This window comes from Gemmatimonadota bacterium (assembly GCA_022560615.1).
Classification (GTDB): domain Bacteria; phylum Gemmatimonadota; class Gemmatimonadetes; order Longimicrobiales; family Gaopeijiaceae; genus UBA1138.
Map to the genome: position 1 here is coordinate 50,158 of JADFSR010000020.1, position 21,343 is coordinate 71,500.

Here is a 21,343-nt window from a genome sequence, read left to right on the forward strand (position 1 = left end):
CAGAAGGCCGGTGATGTGATTGGGGCAGGCCGGAAGGTAGGAGTTGGGTGGGGAGAGGCGCAACGCCGAAAAGCAGCTCAACTCCTTGCCGCGACAACGGTTTCCTCCTCATCCACCATCACCTTCAGGCCTGCCTCCTCGAGCCACGCGCAAGTCTCCCCGGTGGCGTCCGTCACCACGACCCGGGACATCGGTGCGACGACGCGGGCCGCTTCGTCGATCCAGCGTCTCCCTAGACGACCGTCGAGTCCGACGCCTCGCAGGGTCCGGGAGAAGAAGGGCATACCCGGACGCGAGACGATGCGGCTCCAAGACGGATCCGCCGGCCAGGCGCTCAGGTCCGCGTCGATTCCCACGATCTGGAGATCCTCGGTGAGACAGGAGATCGCTGAGCCGTGGCCTGCTAGGCCCCCGACGAGCGCGACGGTGCCTGGCCCGCGCGCCACGCCGATGAGCGCAGCGATCCGTTCGGCCTCCGCCGCATCGTGACTGCCAAACGCACCGGCCAGTCCTGCCTCCAGCCCCCGGCGGGGAGGTGCACGCAAGTCACCGAAACCGGCCTGAATCGGGAACCCGTCTCGACAGTTCGGACAGCCCAGGACGCCTTCTTGCACCAGACGGTCGGCCAACTCGTGCGCCAGCAGAATCAGCCCAAACTCGGGCCCGCATCGTGGGCATGTCAGGCGATCGGTGAGGAGGAGATGCACCTTAGCAGCCCGTGGTGGAAGTACAGTGGGCCGCGCGACCCACGCCTTCGGCGCGGGTGCCCGGTCTCGCGAGACCTGGAGTAGGCACGACGACGAGTCGTAGTTGTTCGGGTACCGCCGCCGAAGGCGGTGGTCCGAGGAGGAGAAACGACCTCCAGGGCCGCGACCCCCCTGCGCCCAACACCATGTGTGCCATGACAGAACAGTATGTGGGTTACGGTGGCACGGCCCGCTGTACTTCCACCACGGGCTGCTGGGCTCCCGAGACTCAGCCCGAAGGACTCTGTGGTGGCGGCAGTGGCGCGCTGGCCGGCCCGTACTGTGCCCACTGGGTCGGCGACTCCCAGATGCGCGCGTAGAGTAGGCCCTTCGCCATCGGTTCCGGAAGCCTCCGGCTCAATTCCTCGAAGAAGTACTTCGCCTGGTTCTCGGCGCTCGTCTCCACGTCCTGGAATTGCGGAAGCTCGTTCAGGTTCTCGTGATCCAACGCGTCGGCGATGCCACGTAGCGCCTTCTTCAGGTCGATGAAGTCGAACGCGATACCGGAGTCGTCGAGCTCGGTGGCCTGGAGCGCAGCTTCGACGACGTATCTGTGCCCGTGCAGCCGACTGCACTTGCCCTCGTAGTTGCGAAGGAAGTGGGCCGCGTCGTAATGCGCCTGGGCGCTGACGGTGTACGCGAAGTCAGTCATGAGTGTTCGATCGGTAGGCCCCCGGTCACGAGGGTGGTGCGTCCCGAGAACCAGCCCGCTTCGCTCATCACAGCGGCTGATGCACGCTGGTCGTCAGCCGCAGGAATTCGTCTCGTGTCCTCGGGTCATCCAGGAAGACGCCACGCATGGCCGAGGTAATCGTCTTGGAATTCTGCTTCTGAACACCACGCATCATCATGCACAGGTGATACGCCTCGACGACGACCCCGACCCCCTGCGGTTTTGCGGTGTCCCAGACGGCCTGAGCGACCTGCTCGGTGAGCCGCTCCTGAACCTGGAACCGGCGCGCGTACACTTCCACGAGCCGCGCGAGTTTCGAAATGCCCAGAATTCTCCCGTCGGGAATGTAGGCGACGTGAGCCTTGCCGAAGAACGGAAGCATATGATGCTCGCACAGCGAATAGACCTCGATGTCCTTCACCAACACCATATTGCGATGGCACTCTTCGAAGAGCGCATCCCCGATAATCTCCTCGGGCGTCTCTAAGTATCCCTTGGTCAGGAACCTCATGGACTCCGCCACGCGCGCCGGCGTCTTGAGCATGCCCTCGCGTTGGGGGTCGTCACCCAGTCGGCGAATCATCTCGGCCACGAGGTCCTCGAAGGAGGCTCCCGACAAGTCGACGCTGCTCAACGGTTCCACGATGGTGTCGCTCATGGTCCGGCGTCCTCCTCGGGCCCGAAGTACTCCGCGGAGTTCCGGGGTGTTTCGTGAATGACCACCTTGGCGAGCCTCACGCCTTCGGGCACGGCGTGGACGATGCGATGCCAGACGGCTACAGCGAGGTTCTCGGCGGTGGGGTTCACGCCCGACAGCCACTCGACCTCGCTGTTGAGGTTCCGGTGGTCGACATCCGACAGGACCCGAGCCTCCAACACGTCCTTGAGACGCTTCAGATCCATGACGAACCCTGTCTCGGCGTCGACGCGTCCCTCGACAGTGACCTCCAGCTCGTAGTTGTGCCCGTGCCAGCTCGGGTTCGAGCAATCGCCGAACACCTCCGCGTTCCGTTCATCGGACCAGTCGGACCTGAACAGGCGGTGTGCAGCGCTGAAGTGCACGCGGCGGGTGGCTCGCACTACGGGCATGAGTGTGTCCTCGCGTCCGCTGATGCCGAAGGAGCGAGAGGGCCGACGCCTTGGCCGCTCGGGAGCGGTTAGACGCCGGCCCTCTCGTGCACATCGGAGGGGGAGGATTGAAGCCCGGGATAACTACTGGCGACCTCCTCGGGTACTTCGCTTTCCCCTCTTGGGGGGCCTAGCGGCCGACTCGAGAGTCAGTCCCGGCTTCGGTGCGTTGGCTCAATTCATATGCCCCCCGATGCGCAACAGAAATATAGAGAGCGCTGGAGGACAGGACCAGCGCCGCTTGCATCGAGCCCGCGGCGTGCAACGTCGGGCAGCCCTCCAGGGTAGACGGTGTTGAGAAGGACGGGTCGCGGATTTCATTGACATGCGCAGGGGCCCGTGTTAAGCCTGAACGTCCTATGAAGCGAGAGGCAAGGTGATCCGGAAGACCATCTCGGTCTGGCTCTCGGCGCTGCTGCTCACACTCAGCGTCGCCGTTCCAGCGCTCGAGCGCGCCGAATTCGCGCACGAGCCCGCGATCGAGAGCGAGCACGATCCGGCCCGCTGCCCACGTCCGCACGACCACACCGTCTGTACTCAGGTCGGAGCGAACCTCTCTCTTGCCGCGGCACCCACGCTGGTCGACCATGCTCAAGAGGTCTTCGGTGTGACCGCGCCCATAGAGGCTCCGGCTGCGGTCCACGCCATTTTCACATACGGACATCCCTCGCGCGCTCCCCCCTTGGCCTGACGAGCCGCACCAGGCCGCACCGCGGCCGCCCGTACGCGACCGACCGGTCTCGTACTCGTCAGTATCCAGGGATAGGGAGAGCACTACAATCGTGAACACCCGTTGGAAGGGAGCCCGCCACGTGGTGTGGGGCGTACTCCTGACGATCGCCCCGACCCTCGCGCAGCCGGAACCCGCGGTCGCGCAGGAAGCGACCGACTCGTTGAGGTTGGAGCTGGCGCGGCTGGCTGCGTTGGTGGACAGCCTCAGCCTGGAAGTCGCCCGCATTCGTGACGCGGAGGAGCCCGAAGAAGCTGAGGACGCGCTCGCCCAGCTTCGAGCCGCCGCCCAGGCCGCGGCGGCGGCCAGTGGAGCGCCAGCACCGACCACCGAGCCCGAGGAGCAGGACTTCGTCGGGCGTCAGCGGTCGCTGCAGCTGTTCAATCCCGAGATCAGCGTGAACACCGACGGGTTCGTGCACCTGAACAAGGACGCGAGAGGAGAAGACAACTTCTTCATGAGGGCGTTCGAGATCGCCATCGTGTCGAATCTCGACCCCTTCTCGCGCGCGAAGATCTTCCTCGTGCGCGATCAACCAGGAGGAGAGCTCACGCCCTTCGAAACGGGCGAAGAGGAGGAAGAAACGAGCAGCCTCGTCCCCGAAGAGGGGTACGTGGAGTGGGTAGGACTGCCCGGGGGCTTCGGCCTCAAAATGGGCCGGTTCTTTCAGCAGCTCGGCCAACTGAACCGTTGGCATCAGCACGCGCTCCCCCTCCAATCGCGTTCGCTTCCCCACATCGCGTTCCTGGGACACGAACCGTTGGGGGCGACGGGGGTGTCCCTTCATTGGCTGCTCCCCATCGGCGGTGGATCGGGCACGTATGAGACGACGTGGGAGATTGCGCGCAAGGAAACCGAGAGCCTCTATGGCCAGGCGAGCGGGGTCTCGGTCCTCGGGAACTTCAACGCCTTCTGGAACTTTTCCGAGTCGACCGACCTGGACCTCTCCCTGAACTGGGTTTCGGGCGGCTACGAGGACGAAACCGTCACGGCGGACCGCACTTTATACGCCGCCGAGGCCGCACTCACGTGGAGACCCCCGGCCCGTTCCAAGTACCGCGGATTCACGTTGCGAGGCGGCGTCATGGTATTGGACGGCCTCGTCGCCGCTCGGGATGATATCCAGCCGCAGGTGGACGACCCTCACGACCCTCGGATTTCGGGTGGCCGCGCGACCGGTCTCTGGAGCATCTCGGAGATACGGCTGAATCAGAGTTGGCTCGCCGGCGCCCGCTTCGACTGGACCGAGAACCCCCAGGACACGGATCAGTCGGCATGGCTGTTCTCACCCACACTCACATGGTGGCAAAGCGAGTTCGTCCGTCTCCGCATGGAGTACGATCTCATGGGTAGGAGCTTCATGGACTCTCAGGAGGGACGTCTGCTGCTTCAGGTGACGTTCGCGATGGGCCCTCACAAGCACGAGAGCTACTAGGCACGATAACGATCGGCTTCGACGCCGGTCTGGGAGAATACGATGACGATCAAGACTGTCCTACTGAGTGTGCTGGTCCTATCCGGCACCGGGCCCTCAGGCGACCCCGTCCAGCTGCGCGCACCCCTGAAGGTCGTCGCGACCCTGCCCGTCTACGCCTCCCTGGTGCGGGAGATCGCGGGCGATGAAGTCGAGGTCACTTCGATCGCGCACCCCAACGAAGACGCTCATTTCGTGCGCCCAAAGCCAAGCTTCGCGCTGAGCCTGCGGCGCGCCGACATGTTCGTCACGACCGGGCTGGATCTCGAGCTGTGGGTGCCCGCGCTCCTGGATCGCGCGCACAACACAGATGTCCTCGAGGGAGGTAGGGGCTACGTCACCGCGTACACGGGGATCAAGCTCCTCGACATCCCCGTCGCGGCGGACCGGAGTGCGGGAGACGTGCACGCCTTCGGGAACCCGCACATCACGACCGACCCGCTCCGCGCGCTCCAGGTCGCGCGAAACATCACCACCGGGCTGAAGCGCGTGGCGCCGGATCGGGCCGGGCGGTTCGACGCTGGGCTCGCGAGCTTCGCCGACAAGATCCACCGCCGCCTCTTCGGCGACCGCCTGGTCGACTTGCTCGGGGGAGAGACACTGGAGCAGATGGCGAACGGCGGCACGCTCCACGACTTCCTCGAGACGAACGAATTCGAGGGCAAGTCCCTGATCGAGGAGCTGGGAGGATGGCTCGGACTCGCAGAGCCGTTCCGGGGCGGCCAGTTGATTTGCTATCACAAGAACTGGGCTTACCTGGAAGACCGCTTCGGTGTCACCTGCGCCGAGTACGTCGAAGCCAAGCCCGGCATTCCGCCGACGCCGAGGCACGTGAGCCGACTCATCGAGCGGATGAGGGGTGAGGGGCTACAGGTGCTCCTGGCCGCGTCGTACTTCGACGAACGCAAGGTGTCGATGGTCGCGGAGCGCGGGGGTGCGACCGTCGTCCGCGTACCGATGTCCACCGGCGCCATGCCGGGCGTAGACGACTACTTCTCCCTCGTGGATACCTGGGTGGACGGGCTCGCCCAGGCATTCGCTGGCAACTGATCCCTGGCCGGTACAGAGATGCTCGACTTGATGATTCCGGCCATCGTGGCGGCACTCGTGATCCTCTCGATCCATGCCTACCTCGGGCTCCACGTGATCGCCCGTGAGGTGATCTTCGTGGACCTGGCATTCGCGCAGATCGCGGCGCTCGGCACGACCGTGGCCCTTCTGATGGGCATCGAGATGGGTACGACCACCTCGCTGCTGTTCGCCCTCGCTTTCACGCTCGTCGGCGCGCTGATCTTCTCCTTCACGAGGATGGAGAACTCGCCGGTACCTCAGGAGTCTATCATCGGGATCACCTTCGTCGTCGCGTCGGCCGCGGTGATTCTGCTCGCCGGGCTGAGCGCTGAGGGTGCCGAACACGTCCGGGAGACGCTGACCGGTACACTCATCTGGGTCGACTGGCCGACGATCGCGCGGATGGCAGCGGTGTACGTCGGCGTCGGCGCCTTCCACTTCGTGTTTCGGAAACAGCTGCTCCGAGCATCGTTCCACTCGGACCACGCGGACCGCGTGAAGCTCTGGGACTTCCTGTTCTATGTGTCGCTCGGCGTCGTGATCTCATTCGCGGTCGAGGTCGCGGGCGTGCTGATGGTCTTCAGTTCGCTGGTGATTCCGGCCGTGATCGCGTTCCTGTACACGAACCGCTTCATGAAGGCGCTCTTCATCGCCTGGGGGGCGGGGACCTTCGCGATCGTGGCAGGCATCGGCGCTTCCTTCGTATGGGACCTCCCGACGGGCCCGCTCCTCGTGTGCGTGTTCGGGGCCGTGCTCCTGGTCTCAGTGGCGCTGCGGCCACTACTCGGCGTTCGCCCCCACGAGAAGATCGTAGTGCGGAGTCTGGGCGGGGACGGAGCGACATCCTGAGCCCACACGCCTAGGGAGTCCGGAAGCTCCTCAACAGCTCCAGGTTCGCGATGTCCGCGGCCACGCCGTCCTCCCCCTTTGGGGTCTCCAACACCTTCGGCACATTCGCCAGGCGCCCGTCGAGCATGAGCCGACGGAACGGCTCGGCGCCGAGCGTCCCTTTCCCGATGGTTTCGTGGCGGTCCTTGCGGGAATCGAACGGGTGCTTGGAGTCGTTGAGGTGGATCAGCCCCAGCCGGTCCAGTCCGATGATCTCGTCGAACGTCGTCCACACCTCGTCGTAGTCGCCTACCAGATCGTAGCCTGCCGAATAGGCGTGGCACGTGTCGAAACAGACACCCACCCGATGACGCTGCTCCTCCGGGATCTGCTCGAGGATCGACCGGAGGTTCTCGAACGTCGCGCCGACAGTCGTGCCGGTGCCGGCGGTCAGCTCGAGCAGTACGCGGGTCGGGCCCTCGATCGCCTCGAGCGACTCCGTCACCCCGGCCGCGTTACGCTCCAGGCCCGCCTCGAGGTCCCCGTCGGTCGCGTTGCCGGGGTGGGTGACCACGAAGTCGAGCCCCAGCGCACAGCACCGTTCGAGCTCCCCCTGAAAACAACGCTGGGACATGCGCCACAATCGCCGATCCGGCGAGGATAGGTTGATCAAGTATGAGTCATGGGCTACGGCGACCCGGATTCCGTGCTCTTCGCGTGCCGCGTTGAACGCCGCGATGGTTCCGGGCTCGATCTTGGGCTCTGCCCAGCGACTGGGCTGCTTGGTGAAGATCTGGAGGCTTGAAGCGCCGATCTCCGCGGCACGCGCAGGGGCGTTGTGCACGCCTCCCCCGGCCGAAACGTGCGCCCCCAGTTCGTCGAGTGGCCCCGGATCGTTTCTCGTCGGCATGGCCCCAAGCTCTGCAAAGTTTGCCCCAGGGGGAACAGGATCTCCGCTCCAAGGTCGGTGCAACTCGGCTCCGAGATCACGCTTGCCCTGACAACTCGTTCTGTGTCAACACGTTACGGGCCTGTCCCAAGACCTTGAAACTATCTAGGCACGTCGGCACGGGACTTGAACTGCCGCTATGACCAGCGCCGACGGTAACGCTCTCAATCTAGAAAGACGCAGGAGGCCCTGATGCGCGTAGCGGCCGATGGATATATCGATTTGAGTGACGGGCGGAGGGTCCGGACACCCGGGGACCACGACCACGCGGTCGAACCCCTGCCTGAAGCTGAAGCTCTCTCCTTCCTTCTGTCCCACAGCTTCCCCGGTCATCGCCGCATCTTCCGCCCCCTCAGGCTCGACGAGCGCACGCGTGTCAGGCTCGCGATGTGGGCGGACTCCGTTTCGGAACGCATGACCCTCATGGATCGGGTCTGGCGTGCCATGACTCAGCCCGTGCCCCCACCGAAAGACCCGAATGAGCCAGAGCTTATCCAGGTCATCCAATACCAGCACTGGGCCTATCCCATCTATCTGGACGGCACATGCACGAGAGTGATCCCCCGCGGTGGTGTGTCGCTCGCTGAAGTGCCGCCGGAGATGGTCTTACGCCTGGACAGTCAAGTGACGACCTAGACAAGGGCCGGGGACGTCAGTCACATCGGCAAACCCGGCTTGGTGCCCGTGCCCGAGGTCTCCTCACGCCCTTGGGGCGGCGTGCCAAGAGTGGCGGTAGGTGCTTGCACCTATCGTCACTCGTTTTTTTTGTATGCGGGAGACATCATATCATTCCGCGCCTAGCCCTTTGGCTACCCCCCGAAACGATTCAAGGCCGGTCCGCATCAGCGGACCGGCCTCATCTAGTGGCGCTTCTGTTGGGTGGCGGTCAGTACAGGAACCCCACCGATCTATCTAGCCCATCGCGTCGCGCACCAACATTACGATGGCAATCAGAGCCAAGACGACAACAACGGACGGGCCGAACAGCCCGACGCGGTCTCCCAGCTTCAGTTGGTTGCGTGAATAAATCATCGACCCACTCCCTTGTCTCGTATCAGCGGCCCCATGCCACGCCCAGTCTAAGGCAAGCCCCGTGCCGTTCGAGTCACGAAGGGAGCCCGCAAGTCGTCGCGATTCGTGCAACCGCCTCTACATCAACACGATGCGCTCGTAGAAAAGGAAACCGACGTGCTGATCGCTCCCTGCCATTTCGACCGAACTGTCCGTTAATGGTGACAGCAATTGTGCCCTCGCGACGAATTTGGCAGAAAAAGACACGCTCGAGGGCCAACAAAGGTGGGGTCGCGGTGTGCGCTTCCCACGCAGCGACATTGGATCGCGGCCGGGAAAAGGAAGGAAGGGAAAGCGATCCCTGAGCGAAGTGGGGAGCGCACACCGCGACCCCCCAAGCGTCCTAGCCAGGCAACCCCGGCTCAGTCATCCCTCGCACGTCCAAAGCTTCGTCGATCTGATCGTCCGGCAAGAGCCCCTTCTCGGCGACCACCTGCCGCACACTCACGCCACGCTCCGCCGACTCCTTCGCGACCACAGACGCCGCGTCATAACCGATGTACGGGTTGAGCGCCGTGGCGATCGACGGGTTCTTTTCGAGTAGCTCCTTCGCCCGCTCGGTGTTCACCTCGATGCCAGCGACGCACTTGTCGGCGAACGCGGTGGCGACGTTCGCCAGCAGGGTGATCGACTCGAGCAAGGCTTGCGCGAGTACCGGCATCATCACGTTCAACTCGAAGTTCCCTCGGCTTCCCGCCACGGTAATGGTCGTGTGATTCCCCATCACGCGTGCGCAGACCATCATCATCGCCTCAGACATGACCGGGTTGACTTTTCCCGGCATGATCGACGAGCCCGGCTGGATCGCAGGCAGCTTGATCTCGTGGATCCCCGACGTGGGGCCCGAGCCGAGCCACCGGATGTCATCCGCGATCTTCATGAGACTCGTCGCGACAGTGTTCAGCGCACCCGCAGTGCTGACCGCGGCATCTTTCGCGGCCTGGGCCTCGAAGTGGTCGCTTGCCTCTCGGAACGAGATGCCCGTAGCCTCTGAAATGCGGGCGATCGTCTTCCTAGCGAAGTCCTCGTGCGTGTTGATCCCTGTCCCGGTCGCGGTTCCGCCGAGCGCCAGCTCCTCGAGCTCAGCGGAAGCCCGCGTCACACGTTCGATGCCCTTCGCGACCTGGGTGGCGTATCCCCGAAACTCCTGGCCGAGGCGGACCGGGGTCGCGTCCATGAGATGCGTGCGACCCGACTTCACCACCCCGTCGAACTCGTCGGCCTTCGTGGCGAGCGTGGACCTCAGGTGCTCGAGTCCGGGAAGCAGTTGTTTCTCGACCGCCACGAGTGCCGACACGTGGATCGCGGTCGGGATGACATCGTTGGACGACTGACCGAAGTTCACATGATCGTTCGGATGGACCTTGTCGCCGCGGATCTGGGTTGCGCGGTGAGCCACGACCTCGTTGACGTTCATGTTCGACGACGTGCCCGAGCCGGTCTGGTAGATGTCGAGTACGAACTGGTCGTCCCACTTGCCGTCCGCGACCTCTCCCGCCGCCTGGGCGATCGCATCCGCGATGTCGGCGTCCAGGTACCCGAGCTCCAGGTTCGTCTGCGCCGCGGACTTCTTGACGAGCCCGAGCGCTTCGATGAAGCGGCGCCCGAAACGCTGACCGCTGATGGGGAAGTTCTCCACCGCCCGCTGAGTCTGGGCGCCGTAGAGCGCCTCCTCAGGAACCCGTATTTCACCGAGGGAGTCCTCCTCGATCCGATATCCGTCAGCCATGGGAGACGCGTCTCTCTTGGAGGGTCTTTGGGTGCGGTAAAGACGGGGCGGGCCTACCCCACTGATGTGAAATCTACCTCAGGGGGGACGCGGGTGAATAGTCTCTCTTCCCTACCCGCGCTTCGGCTGACTCGGGCGCATCTCGATCCTACTCACGTGAGCTTCCTTCGGATACGACAGGATCTGCAGGACCGCCACGGCACAGTCGTCGACATGCAGCCGCCACGTCCGCTCCGGCACCTGTTGGCGATCATTGAAGTAGCTGTCGACGCTGCCCGGCATCACGATACTCACGCGCACATCGTCGTACCGGACGTCGAGCATCATCGCCTCGGTCAAGCCCAGCACGCCGAACTTGCTCGCGTTGTAACCAGTGCCGCCGGCGAACGGATTCCGGCTCGCCAGCGATGCGATGGTGACGATGAAGCCGTCGCTCGTGGCGCTCAGGTGAGGTAGCGCCGCTTTTGAGCAATAGAAGACACCACCGAGGTTCACATCGACCTGGAGCTTCCACTCCTCCACGGTCATCTCGGAGATCGACTTGAAGATGCCGAAACCTGCGTTGTTCACGAGGATGTCCAGTCGGCCGAAGTGCTCGACGGTCGCGTCGACGAGCCGCTGGCATTGGCTGGCGTCACCCATGTCCGCGACGATCCCTAGCGCACGATCTCCAAGGGCATCCGCAACGGCCTCGACGTCGGCCGCTGAACGAGCGTTTACGATGACCGAGGCGCCCGCCTCCAGCAGGTGCTCCGCGATCGCCCGACCGATACCCTTAGTGCTTCCCGTAACGATCGCGACCTTGCCAGTCAGGTCGGGCATTTCGACCTCCCTCGTATCTGCATGAAGACAGGCCCCCGGCCTGAAGGGCTATGAGTGTGGCCATGACCGACCAGAATCCGCAACGCGTCGCGCTGGTGACCGGTGGAGCCGTCCGCGTGGGGCGAGCCATCACGTTGGCGCTGGCCGGCGCGGAGTACGACGTCGTGATCAGCTACCGTTCGTCGGCAGGGCCGGCGGAGGAGACCCGAGTGGCCGTCGAGTCTCTGGGGCGGCGCTGCGAGACGGTGCGTGCGGACCTCAGAGTGCCGGCCGCCGCGGACGTCGTGATCAACGCGGTGCGAGACACGTTTGGCCGGCTCGACCTCGTCGTGAACTCGGCGGCGAGTTTCGATGAGCGAGCTCTTCTCGACGTGGATGCGGAAGCGTGGGACACGGTGATGAGCCTCAATGCGCGCGCTCCACACTTGGTCGTGCGCGCCGCGGCCGACCTCTTGCGCGCGGCGCGCGGGAACGTGGTGAACATCGTCGACCTGTCCGCGTTTCAACCATGGACCGACTACCCCGCGCACTCCGTCGCAAAGGCGGCGCTGGCGCACCTGACACGTATACAGGCGCGTGCGCTCGCCCCCGAGATCCGCGTGAACGGGATAGCTCCCGGAGCGGTGCTGCCACCGGACGACTGGGCCCCGGAACGGTGGCACGCTCTGACGCAGATCGCCCCGCTGCAGCGGGTCGGCTCACCCGACGACGTAGCTCAGGCCGTGCTCTTCTTCGCTGGAGCAGAATTCGTCACAGGCCAAATCCTAGCCGTAGACGGCGGGCGGCTGCTCGGCCCCGCGGGGCCTCCCTAGCAGCCCGTGGTAGAAGTACAGTGGGCCGCGCGCAGGGGTCTCGCGAGTTCAATAGTAGGAAGGACGACGAGTCGTAGCCGTAGCTACGGCGAGGAGGAGAGACGACCTAGTGGGCCGCGACCCCCCTGCGCCCAGCACCATGTATGCAAGGACTGAACAGTGTGTGGGTTACGGTGGCACGGCCCCATCTCCGTCGTTGGGGCTCCTAGCCGTAGCGACGGCTATGGCGTCGTCGCCCCGCCTAGGATCTGGAGCCGTGGCACCATAACGCGGCCCGCTGTACTTCTACCACGGGCTGCTAAAGTAATCGCTCACAGACTGCCACCGCCGTGCGCGAGCCAACGCTCGGCCTCGAGAGCCGCCATACAGCCTGTGCCAGCGGCCGTAACCGCCTGACGGTAGAAATCGTCCATCACGTCGCCAGCCGCGAAGACGCCGGGCACGGATGTCTGCGTCCGCCACGGGACCGGCGTCTCAACGTACCCGTTGTCCTTGAGCTTCACGGCGTCCGCGAGGAACGCGCTGTTCGGCGTGTGGCCGATCGCCACGAAGAGCCCTCCGACCTCGATCTCGCTCACTTCGCCAGTCACGGTGTCCTCCAGCTTGAGGCTCGTGACGGTCTCTTCGCCGACGACGTCAGTGACCACCTTGTTCCACTCGACACGAATCTTGGAATCCGCGAGCGCGCGTTCAGCCATGATCTTCGAGGCTCGGAACTCGTCGCGCCGGTGCACGATCACGACCTCCTCGGCGAACTTGGTGAGGTACAACGCGTCCTCCATCGCCGAGTCCCCACCACCGATTACCGCGAGCTTCTGATCGCGGAAGTGGGGTAGCGCACCGTCACAGACCGCGCATGCGCTCACGCCACCGCCGGACTGCGCTAGTCGTTCCTCGTTCGGGTCGCCGAGCCACTTGGCGTTCGCGCCCGTCGCGAGGATGACCGAGTCGGCAAGAACCTCCGTGCCGGTGCTGGACACGAGCCGGAACGGATACTGATCGAAGTCGACTTCGACGATGTCTTCCCAGACCGACCGGGTCCCGAAGCGCAATGCCTGGTCCCTCATCTCCAACATGAGGTCCGGACCCATCACGCTTTCCTTGAACCCCGGGTAGTTCTCGACCTCGGTCGTGAACATGAGCTGGCCGCCAGGAATCATGGTGCGGCTGCCCGCGCCTTCGAAGACGAACGGCTCCATCTGGGCACGTGCGGCATAGATCGCGGCGGTCCAGGCAGCCGGTCCGGATCCGATGACGACGACGGTCTCCCGTGCCCGGACTTCGATGTCGGTCATAGTGCTCTTACTGTTTGAAGACTTTCATATTGGTGGAGTGGCCCGGGTTTACGCGTGCAGTCGGGTCCACATAGTGAACGGCATTGTTCACGGCGATCGCGGCTTCGGCGTAACCCGTAGCGATGAGATCGAGTTTCCCCTCGTAGTCGACCACGTCCCCAGCGGCGAAGACACCCGTAAGGTTGGTCGCCATGAGCTGGTCGACCTTGATGCGATTCTTCTCGACCTCGAGCCCCCAGGCCTTGATGGGACCGAGGTCGGGTTTGAAGCCCAGGCAGGAGAGCACGCAGTCGCAGTCCAGGCTCACGTCCTCGTCGGTGCGGTTGTCGAAGATGGTAAGCTTCTCGACGACGTCGGTGCCGTGGATCTCCCGAACCTCGTGGAAGGTGTGCAGGTCGACCTCGCCCGCTGCCGCGGCGGCTTCCAGTTGCTGGACCGAGGCTGCGTGCGCGCGCCAACCGTCGCGGCGGTGCACCAGCGCCATCGTCTTCGCCACGCCCTTGAGCATGAGCACGAAGTCGAGCGCGGTGTCCCCACCGCCGACAACCACGACATTCTTGTCGCGAAACGCCTCTGGGTCTCTGACCGAATATTCGACACCTCTGTGCATCAGCTCTTCATAGCCGGGGCACTTGAGCGGCATCGGTTCAAAGGCGCCCTTCCCGCCCGTGATCACGATACTCCGCGTCAGGTACGTGCCATGGACGCACCGCATCTCGAAGTGGTCTTCCTTCCGGACGACCTCCTGCACCTGTTCGTCGAGAACCACCTCGGGATCGAACTGGAGCGCCTGCTCGACCTGGTTCTTCACGAGGTCCTTCGCGAGCACTTTCGGATAACCGCCGACGTCGAAAATGTACTTCTCGGGATACAACGCGGTGAGCTGACCACCCAGCTCGGGAAGCGAGTCGATGATCCGGCACGAGGAGCCGCGCATGCCCGCATAGAACGCGGCGAAGAGCCCGGTAGGGCCCCCTCCGACGATGGTAATGTCCCGGATTTCGTTTGCCATGAGGTCACTGGAAGGCTGTTGTCCGCACGCGACCCGCGCTGCTTCTTCAACAGCCACTTAGTGTAACCGTGCGACAAAGCCGGTCCAACGGTCCTCAGGTCCGGGTCGTGACACCCCCGCCGCGATACAAATCGGAGGTCTGGTATCGCGCGAGACCGCGAACGACCAGCAGCTCGAGACCGGCGGCGATGGGGACGCCGATCAGCAAGCCGGCGAAACCGAAGAAGAAGCCACCGCCTCGACAGCGCGCCAGACGGTGAGCTGCGTGCTGTCGCTCATTTGCTCTCGAAGCCCTCAGAGACCACTTGCTGAGCGACCTTCATCACCTCGCCAGCGTTGTCGTAGGTGATCTTCTTGTCCGCCTCCGCGAGTGGGATCCACAGGCAGTCCGAGATCCCTTCGGCTTTCTCGGGGATGGGGTCGCCTACATCCGAATACATCAGATAGAACGTGGTGAACTTGTGGATGTGGACGCCCTGGGCGTGAAAGTGCCAGTCGATGGTGACGAGCTCGGGACCCAGCCGGAGGTCCTCGAGGCCGGTCTCTTCCGCCACCTCGCGAAGCGCCGCCCCGGCTGAGGTCTCGTTGTCCTCGAGGTGGCCCTTGGGCAAGCCCCAGTTCCGGTACGGATCTCGGATCACAAGGGCATGTGTCACACCCCCGATCTCTCGCAGGACTACTCCCCCCGCGCTCTTCTCGACCCTGATCGGCCGACTCGTCGACACGTAGGAAGTCAGAAGATCGAGAGCCGAACATACTTGCGCGGGTTCTCACGCAGGTCCTGCAAGAGCAGGTCGATCTGAGCGAGCACGTCCTCGGCGCGAATCGCGAGGGTGCTGTCGACCAGCAGACGACCGAGCGCGCCTTGGCCGGACTCGATCCGAGCCGAAATCCGATCGAGACGGGCGAACGTGGAGTCGGCGCGTTCGATCGTGGCCGCGATGCCGCCGGTCGACTCTGCGAGATTCGTGACAATTTCCTGAATCCCAGTGGATGCGACTCGCACGTTCGCGACGATCGTGTCGATCTGCGCGTCGGTGAGAATCGATTCGATGCGTTCGAAGGAGCGGCGCGCCACAGTGGCTGCTCGCTCGATCTCGAACAGCGCTGTGTCCGCGCTCGCGGTGACGCTCCTCGCGATCGCAGACTGCTGCACGACCAAAGCCCGGATCTCGAGGCTGATCGTATCCAGATTCGCGATCGCCGAGGCAAACGCGGCCGCGGTCGAATCGTTGAACGCGAGTCCGAGCCGGTCTGTGAGGTCGGCGAGGTTTTCCGAGATTAGATCGGCCGACGCCGACAGATGGGAAAGCTCAGGCAGCGCGTACCCCCCGAGCACGTTCGGGCTTTCACCCTCCGGGACGTCGTAGAATGGGAAGCGCGGGTACTCCACCCTGCTCACGATTTCGGCTTGCCAATCCCCGAACAGGGACTCAGGTCCGAGAACCACCGCCGGATCGGGCGGCAATACCATGTCCTGGTCGAGCAAGAGGGAGACGCGGACCGCTATACCGTCGACGGTGATGTCGTCGACGCGCCCGATCCGGACGCCGAGATATTTGACGGCGTTCCCCTCATTGAGCTGGCCCACTCCCCGAAGCAGCACGCTTACCTCGATCTGCGGTCGCCCGAAATTCGTGCCCTTGAGCCACAGCGTGCCAAGCACCGCGGTCAAGCCCGAGACGATGATCACCAAGCCGACGAGCAACTCGCGGCCGGGGCTCATGGCGCGAGTCCCATCAGCTTTGGCCTGCCCTCGATGAACCCCTTCACGACGGGGTCCTCACACATCCGTAGCTCATCAGGTGTGCCTTCAAAACGGATACCTCCATCGTAGAGCATCGCGACGCGGTCAGAGATTCGGAAAGCGCTCTTCATGTCATGAGTGATCACTACCCCGGTCACTCCGAGTTCATCCGACATGCGCACGATCAGCTCATCGATCACTGCCGTGGTCACGGGGTCGAGACCCGTCGTCGGCTCGTCGTAGAGCATGTACTTGGGTCGCGTGGCGATGGCACGAGCGAAGCCGGCTCGCTTCCTCTGTCCCCCGGACAGCTCGGACGGGAGCCTCTGTTCATATCCCTCAAGGTCGACCAAATGCAAACACTCTGCCACACGCTGGTCGATATCCTCGTCGCTCGTGTCCCGCACTCGCCTCAGGCCCATGCCCACGTTCTCCGCGATCGTCATCGAATCAAAGAGCGCCGCGGCCTGGAACACGAACCCCACGTTCCGGCGCAGCCCGTACAGCGACTCCTGATCGAGACGGCTGACGTTCTCATCATCGACATATACCTCACCGCGATCCGGGCGCAGAAGGCCGACGATGTGTTTGAGCGCGACAGACTTGCCCGAACCCGAACCGCCGATGATGGAAAGCGTCTCACCTTCGTTGATCGTGAGCGTGAAGCCCTTCAAGACCTGCTTCGTGCCGAACGCCTTTTCGACATCGAACATCTCGATGCTCATTGTAAGAGCGTCGCCGCCCAGAAGGCGTCCAGAGCCAGAATGATCATGGTCGACACCACGACTGCCCGTGTGGTCGCGCGGCCCACGCCCTCGGCCCCGCCAGTCGTGTGGAAGCCGAAGAAACACCCCACCGACGTGACGGTCACGCCGAAGCTGACCGACTTGATGACCGAGAACCAGACGTCCCAGGGCGTGAAGAAGAGACGAACCCCCTTCAAGAATTCGAACGAGGACATGTCGAGGCTGACCATGGCGGTGCCCAGCCCTGCCGCGATCCCCAGCGCGTCCGCCAAGATCACGACGACCGGGAACATGATCGCACCCGCGATGACACGCGGAACGACCAGGTAGGCCACGGGATCGTACGCCAGGGTCTCCAAAGCATCGATCTGCTCGGTGACCCGCATCGCGCCGACCTCCGCAGCGATGTTCGCACCCACTCTCCCCGAGAGCGCCAGCCCCGTGAGGACCGGCCCGAGTTCCAACAACATGGTCTTGCTTACGAGCCCGCCTACGAAGTACAGCGGAACGGCACCCGTGAACGTGTACGAGGCCTGCAGCGCGAGTACAACGCCTGTGAACAAGGCGACAAAGAGCGCGATCGGGACCGAGTCGACTCCGATCTTCGCCATCTGCCCAAGTAGGTGCGGCGCCCACAGCGATCCCTTGCGAAGCGCCCGGGCGGCGTCAACGGCGAGATACCCCGCCCGTCCAACGGCGGCGACGGTACGCAGCGTCGTGCGTCCGACGGCCCGGATCGGGTGAACCAGGTAGGGCATGGGGAGGGTGAGTCCTACCCGCCGGGAGCGTCCTCGCTCTCGAGCGTGAACTCCACCTCCTCTTCCCTGCCGTGGCCATCGGGTAGCGCGTACGAGATGCGAATCCGCTTCACCGCGGCCCTCGGGTCCGTCAGCACCACCTCGAAATCCAACGCCTGGTCACGCGAGGTGATCCGCGTGCGGACGCGATCGCCAAGCTCGGCCCGAGGCCCATTCACCGGATTCCGGAAGAGGGTCTTCGTCGACTGTCGACCGGTTTCGAGCTGGCGTGTGACCTTCACCAGTTTCAGCCAATCCGGCTGGTAACTCACGTCGTACTCGAAGCCCCGCTGGTCGGCTCCCCTACCCCCGCGATTGTGACGCGCCAACCCGACTCCTCTGCAGAGGTGGGTTTCCATGAAATTCGTAAACGAATGTTTCCTCGGCGACAAGCAAATGTCAAGTTTTCGATTCGTCACTTCGGCTGAAGCGTAACGCCGGGAACGGTCTCGCAGAATGTCCGTTCTGGACTTTTCCGCTAAATGTTCAGCGGTACTGGAACAAAAGTCAGGAAAAATATCGCGACCAGCAGCCACCCCAAGCTCCTGCGCGCACGTCCAATACTCTCTTCCGGTTGCACTACTGTGGGGTGGTCTATTCGGCCCCGGTGCAGCACTACGATCAGCAACACCCATGCCCACCAACCCCACCAAAGAAAGCCGAGCGGGAACAGGGCGACCATGAAGAGGCGCGCCGCCTTCCCCTGATACTTGGGTAGGAGCGCGTACACGATGTGCCCACCGTCGAGTTGTCCGAACGGGAGCAGGTTCAACGCAGTCACGAACAAGCCCAGCCAACCCGCGAACGCGAGGGGGTGCAGAAGGATCGGAGTCTCGCCCAGCACGCCGGGTGCGAGCCAGGTCGCGAGCACGTGGATGATCGCGCCGTTCCCGAGCCACAACGGCTGACCGGCGAACTGGATCACGAACGGGGTCTCCATGGTGGCGCGACCTGGTGCGACCTGAGAGAGCGCCAGTCCGATGGCGAGCAGGGGTAACGACAGCGCAAAGCTCACCAACGGGCCCGCCGCCCCGACATCGAAGAGGATCGCTCGCCGGATGGTGGGCCCCTTGAGGCGGATGAACGCGCCCACGGTCCCGATGATCGAGAAGTACGGCGGGAACGGGATGAAGTACGGTAGCGTCGCGCGGACCCGGTTCACTCTAGCGGCAACGTAGTGCCCCATCTCGTGCGCGAGCAGCACGCCCATGAACGGGAGCGCAAACGACGCCCCCAGCACGAGCTCGGTCAAGTTGACACGGGTCGGGTATGGGATCTCCATCTCGCCCAAGCGGAAGACGTGCGTGGCGAGCGGATCGACTCCGACCATGAGAGCGCCAGCCGCCAACGTCGTGACCATCGTGGCAGCGAAGAGCGCCAAGTGGACCCACGGCCCCCGACCTCGTTCATCGGTCGCGTGGTATACCAGGGCGACCTGTGTGCGGTCGCCCTCGTGTTTCAAGTGGGCGGAGGCCGGCCACGCTTGAAGCATCGCCTGTACTTCCGGGGATGCCTCCGTGAGATCCTCGCGGAGCGTGCCCTCGAGCAGCATGTCGTGGGGAAGAGAGGTCAGCTTGTACTCGGACAAAAGAGGCAGCCACAGATCCAGATCAGGCTTGACCGCCTTTCTGAGAGCCATTAACGTGGCCTCAATCCCATCAAATTTCCCCAGGTCTACTACGCCCGGCAGGTCCCCGAGTTGAGGGAACATACCTCAGCCGGCACCGACTAGGCATTCGCGACCCCTCCCTCGATTCCTCTTTTCCACGCCGCAGTACCCCGGCCCACCCGGCAGTTGTAGTCCACACTCATCGGAGCCCTCCCTCGTGGACATCGCAGAGCTAAAGAGCAAGAGCGCAGGGGAGCTACACGACCTCGCGGAAGAGTTGAACATCAGCGACTTCACCGGCCTCCGCAAGCAAGATCTGATCTTCAAGATCGAGCAAGGCCTGCTCGAATCGGAGGTGGTTCTTCGCGGAGAAGGGGTCCTCGAGATCCTCACGGAAGGGTACGGTTTCCTGCGTTCGCAGGACTGGAACTATCTGTACGGTCCCGACGACATCTACGTCAGTCCGTCGCAAATCAAGCGCTTCGATCTGCGTACCGGCGACATGGTCGGCGGACAGGTTCGTCCCCCAAAGAGTGGCGAGAGATACCTCGCTCTTCTCAAGGTCGAAGGCGTGAACGGCCTCGACCCGGAGGATGCGAAGAATCGGGAAAGTTTCGAGAATCTCCGGCCTCGCTACCCCGAGGAGAGACTGAGGCTCGAAGTGCCCGGCGAGCGGGGAAGTCTCTCCATGCGCGTCATCGACCTGATCGCCCCGATCGGGAAAGGCCAGCGAGGCCTGATCGTGTCCCCCCCTAAAGCGGGCAAGACCACGATCCTTCAGGAGATCGCCAACTCGATCGCCATCAACGAGCCCGACGTGCATCTCATCGTGCTGCTCATCGACGAGCGACCCGAAGAGGTCACGGACATGGAGGAGCAGGTCGACGCCGAGGTCATCTCGTCAACCTTCGACGAGCCCGCCGAGCGTCATGTCCAGGTCGCGGACATGGTGATAGAGAAGGCGAAGCGGCTCGTCGAGCACGGGAAGGATGTCGTAATACTGCTCGACTCGATCACCAGGCTGGCGCGCGCCTACAACACGACCATGCCGCACTCGGGCCGGATCCTGTCGGGAGGCGTGGACGCGAACGCGTTACAGAAGCCGAAGAGGTTCTTCGGCGCGGCGCGGAACATCGAGGATGGCGGATCCCTCACGATCATCGCCACCGCGCTCATCGAGACCGGCAGCCGCATGGACGAAGTGATCTTCGAGGAGTTCAAGGGCACCGGAAATCTGGAGATCCTCTTGGATCGCGAAATCTCCGACCGGCGAATCTTCCCGGCGATCGATCTCAACCGGTCGAGCACACGGAAGGAGGAGTTGCTGCTCAGCGAGACGGAGCTCAACCGCATCTACCTGCTCCGGAACTTCTTGGCGGACATGACTCCGGCGGAAGCGATCGAGTTCTTGCTTTCGCGGATGAGGGAGACGGAGACCAATCAGGAGTTCTTGGACTCCATGGCTCGGGGGGAATAGCGCTGGGGGATGGCTGAGGAGCCGGGATCCTTCCCTTCGCTCAGGCATCGTTTTCCGCACTTCCCTTCCCCCTGCCACGACGCAATGTCGCTGCGGGAAGGACCCCGGCTCCTCAGCTCCGGCAGCGTTCCTCTTTTGGGGATTAGGTGTGGATTAGGTGCGTTGTTTGCCGGAGATTAGGACGTCGTAGGTGGCTCGTTGAGCGGGGCTCAGCGTGGCGGGGAGGCTGACCAGGAGGGCTCGCACGCCTTGATTCTGCGGCAGGTGGAGCACGAGTCGGTCGGGTGACGCTGGTGACTCGTAGGAGTGGGCGCACCCGGTGGTATCTATGCTCACGGTTCGGCCCGGAGCGAGCGACTCGGCGAGCATGCGGCCGTACTCGGCCCACGCGATGAGTGGGTCGACGGAGCCGGCGGCGATTTCCGGGATTAGCCGGTCCTTGTAGTAGGCGACCGCTGCGGAATACGCGGAGGCATCGGCACTCTTGAGCTCGCGCAGCCTGTTCCGGTAGAACTCACGGGGGTCGCGCGCACCGGAAGATTCGAGAACTTCCTGAAGGCGGCGGTCGGCTTCTGCCGTACGGTCTTCGGACATGGCGGGAAGGATCACCTAAGGGCGGGGTAGTTG

At 63.8% G+C, this 21,343-nt stretch carries 23 protein-coding genes; 7 read left to right on the forward strand and 16 right to left on the reverse strand.

The features are described from left to right. Positions 1-77: 77 nt before the first annotated feature. The 4 genes from IIB36_12500 to IIB36_12515 form a co-directional block, all read right to left on the reverse strand. A complete protein-coding gene (locus IIB36_12500) occupies positions 78-707 on the reverse strand; it encodes a hypothetical protein (protein ID MCH7532560.1) in 630 nt (209 codons plus the stop codon). Positions 708-975: 268 nt separating this feature from the next. Next, the gene (gene queD, locus IIB36_12505) at positions 976-1,398 is read right to left on the reverse strand and encodes a 6-carboxytetrahydropterin synthase QueD (protein ID MCH7532561.1); all 423 of its coding nucleotides are present in this window, start codon (positions 1,396-1,398) and stop codon (positions 976-978) included. A gap of 67 nt (positions 1,399-1,465) precedes the next feature. Continuing rightward, entirely contained in the window at positions 1,466-2,077 is a 612-nt protein-coding gene (gene folE / locus IIB36_12510) for a GTP cyclohydrolase I FolE (GenBank protein ID MCH7532562.1), read from the reverse strand. Next, positions 2,074-2,508, reverse strand: a complete 435-nt coding sequence (locus tag IIB36_12515; protein MCH7532563.1) for a 6-carboxytetrahydropterin synthase — start codon at positions 2,506-2,508, stop codon at positions 2,074-2,076. The genes folE and IIB36_12515 overlap by 4 nt, the downstream gene beginning before the upstream one ends. Positions 2,509-2,923: 415 nt before the next feature. On the opposite strand from IIB36_12515, the gene IIB36_12520 reads away from it, so the two are divergent. The 4 genes from IIB36_12520 (at position 2,924) to IIB36_12535 (ending at position 6,671) form a co-directional block, all read left to right on the forward strand. Further along, entirely contained in the window at positions 2,924-3,238 is a 315-nt protein-coding gene (locus tag IIB36_12520) for a hypothetical protein (protein MCH7532564.1), read from the forward strand. A gap of 91 nt (positions 3,239-3,329) precedes the next feature. After that, positions 3,330-4,712 carry a hypothetical protein gene (locus tag IIB36_12525; protein ID MCH7532565.1) on the forward strand — a complete coding sequence of 461 codons (1,383 nt, stop codon included), beginning with the start codon at positions 3,330-3,332 and terminating at the stop codon, positions 4,710-4,712. A gap of 42 nt (positions 4,713-4,754) precedes the next feature. Continuing rightward, positions 4,755-5,801, forward strand: a complete 1,047-nt coding sequence (locus IIB36_12530; protein MCH7532566.1) for a zinc ABC transporter substrate-binding protein — start codon at positions 4,755-4,757, stop codon at positions 5,799-5,801. Positions 5,802-5,828: 27 nt separating this feature from the next. Continuing rightward, on the forward strand, positions 5,829-6,671 hold the full coding sequence (locus tag IIB36_12535; GenBank protein MCH7532567.1) for a metal ABC transporter permease: 843 nt from the start codon (positions 5,829-5,831) through the stop codon (positions 6,669-6,671). Between the two features lie 10 nt (positions 6,672-6,681). Here the strand turns inward: IIB36_12535 and IIB36_12540 are convergent, their stop codons facing one another. After that, positions 6,682-7,560 (reverse strand): deoxyribonuclease IV, encoded by an 879-nt coding sequence (locus IIB36_12540; protein ID MCH7532568.1) that lies wholly within the window; start codon positions 7,558-7,560, stop codon positions 6,682-6,684. Between the two features lie 231 nt (positions 7,561-7,791). Here IIB36_12540 and IIB36_12545 point away from each other — a divergent pair, with 231 nt between their 5' ends. Further along, positions 7,792-8,235, forward strand: a complete 444-nt coding sequence (locus tag IIB36_12545; protein ID MCH7532569.1) for a hypothetical protein — start codon at positions 7,792-7,794, stop codon at positions 8,233-8,235. Positions 8,236-9,013: 778 nt separating this feature from the next. Here IIB36_12545 and IIB36_12550 read toward each other — a convergent pair. Continuing rightward, on the reverse strand, positions 9,014-10,399 hold the full coding sequence (locus IIB36_12550; GenBank protein ID MCH7532570.1) for a class II fumarate hydratase: 1,386 nt from the start codon (positions 10,397-10,399) through the stop codon (positions 9,014-9,016). Between the two features lie 111 nt (positions 10,400-10,510). Continuing rightward, positions 10,511-11,221, reverse strand: a complete 711-nt coding sequence (locus IIB36_12555) for an SDR family oxidoreductase (protein ID MCH7532571.1) — start codon at positions 11,219-11,221, stop codon at positions 10,511-10,513. A gap of 62 nt (positions 11,222-11,283) precedes the next feature. On the opposite strand from IIB36_12555, the gene IIB36_12560 reads away from it, so the two are divergent. Continuing rightward, positions 11,284-12,033, forward strand: coding sequence for an SDR family oxidoreductase (locus IIB36_12560; protein MCH7532572.1), 750 nt, complete (start codon positions 11,284-11,286; stop codon positions 12,031-12,033). A gap of 311 nt (positions 12,034-12,344) precedes the next feature. On the opposite strand, the gene trxB is transcribed toward IIB36_12560, so the two are convergent. The 8 genes from trxB to IIB36_12600 all read right to left on the reverse strand — a co-directional run bounded on the left by trxB (position 12,345) and on the right by IIB36_12600 (position 19,269). Beyond that, the gene (gene trxB / locus IIB36_12565; protein MCH7532573.1) at positions 12,345-13,328 is read right to left on the reverse strand and encodes a thioredoxin-disulfide reductase; all 984 of its coding nucleotides are present in this window, start codon (positions 13,326-13,328) and stop codon (positions 12,345-12,347) included. A gap of 7 nt (positions 13,329-13,335) precedes the next feature. Beyond that, positions 13,336-14,340, reverse strand: coding sequence for an NAD(P)/FAD-dependent oxidoreductase (locus IIB36_12570; GenBank protein MCH7532574.1), 1,005 nt, complete (start codon positions 14,338-14,340; stop codon positions 13,336-13,338). Positions 14,341-14,615: 275 nt separating this feature from the next. Then, complete coding sequence (locus tag IIB36_12575) at positions 14,616-14,996, reverse strand: NUDIX domain-containing protein (protein ID MCH7532575.1); 381 nt, start codon at positions 14,994-14,996, stop codon at positions 14,616-14,618. A 77-nt stretch (positions 14,997-15,073) separates the two neighbouring features. Next, positions 15,074-16,066 (reverse strand): MCE family protein, encoded by a 993-nt coding sequence (locus IIB36_12580; GenBank protein ID MCH7532576.1) that lies wholly within the window; start codon positions 16,064-16,066, stop codon positions 15,074-15,076. Beyond that, entirely contained in the window at positions 16,063-16,812 is a 750-nt protein-coding gene (locus tag IIB36_12585) for an ABC transporter ATP-binding protein (protein MCH7532577.1), read from the reverse strand. Before IIB36_12585 ends, IIB36_12580 begins: the two co-directional genes overlap by 4 nt. Further along, a complete protein-coding gene (locus IIB36_12590; GenBank protein ID MCH7532578.1) occupies positions 16,809-17,591 on the reverse strand; it encodes an ABC transporter permease in 783 nt (260 codons plus the stop codon). The genes IIB36_12585 and IIB36_12590 overlap by 4 nt, the downstream gene beginning before the upstream one ends. A gap of 14 nt (positions 17,592-17,605) precedes the next feature. Beyond that, the gene (locus tag IIB36_12595; GenBank protein MCH7532579.1) at positions 17,606-17,959 is read right to left on the reverse strand and encodes a hypothetical protein; all 354 of its coding nucleotides are present in this window, start codon (positions 17,957-17,959) and stop codon (positions 17,606-17,608) included. A gap of 149 nt (positions 17,960-18,108) precedes the next feature. Beyond that, positions 18,109-19,269: a site-2 protease family protein gene (locus tag IIB36_12600; protein ID MCH7532580.1), complete on the reverse strand. Its 1,161-nt coding sequence runs from the start codon at positions 19,267-19,269 to the stop codon at positions 18,109-18,111. 187 nt (positions 19,270-19,456) lie between these two features. Here IIB36_12600 and rho point away from each other — a divergent pair, with 187 nt between their 5' ends. Beyond that, the gene (rho, locus tag IIB36_12605) at positions 19,457-20,716 is read left to right on the forward strand and encodes a transcription termination factor Rho (GenBank protein ID MCH7532581.1); all 1,260 of its coding nucleotides are present in this window, start codon (positions 19,457-19,459) and stop codon (positions 20,714-20,716) included. Between the two features lie 153 nt (positions 20,717-20,869). Here the strand turns inward: rho and IIB36_12610 are convergent, their stop codons facing one another. Continuing rightward, the gene (locus tag IIB36_12610; protein ID MCH7532582.1) at positions 20,870-21,310 is read right to left on the reverse strand and encodes a hypothetical protein; all 441 of its coding nucleotides are present in this window, start codon (positions 21,308-21,310) and stop codon (positions 20,870-20,872) included. Positions 21,311-21,343: the final 33 nt, after the last annotated feature.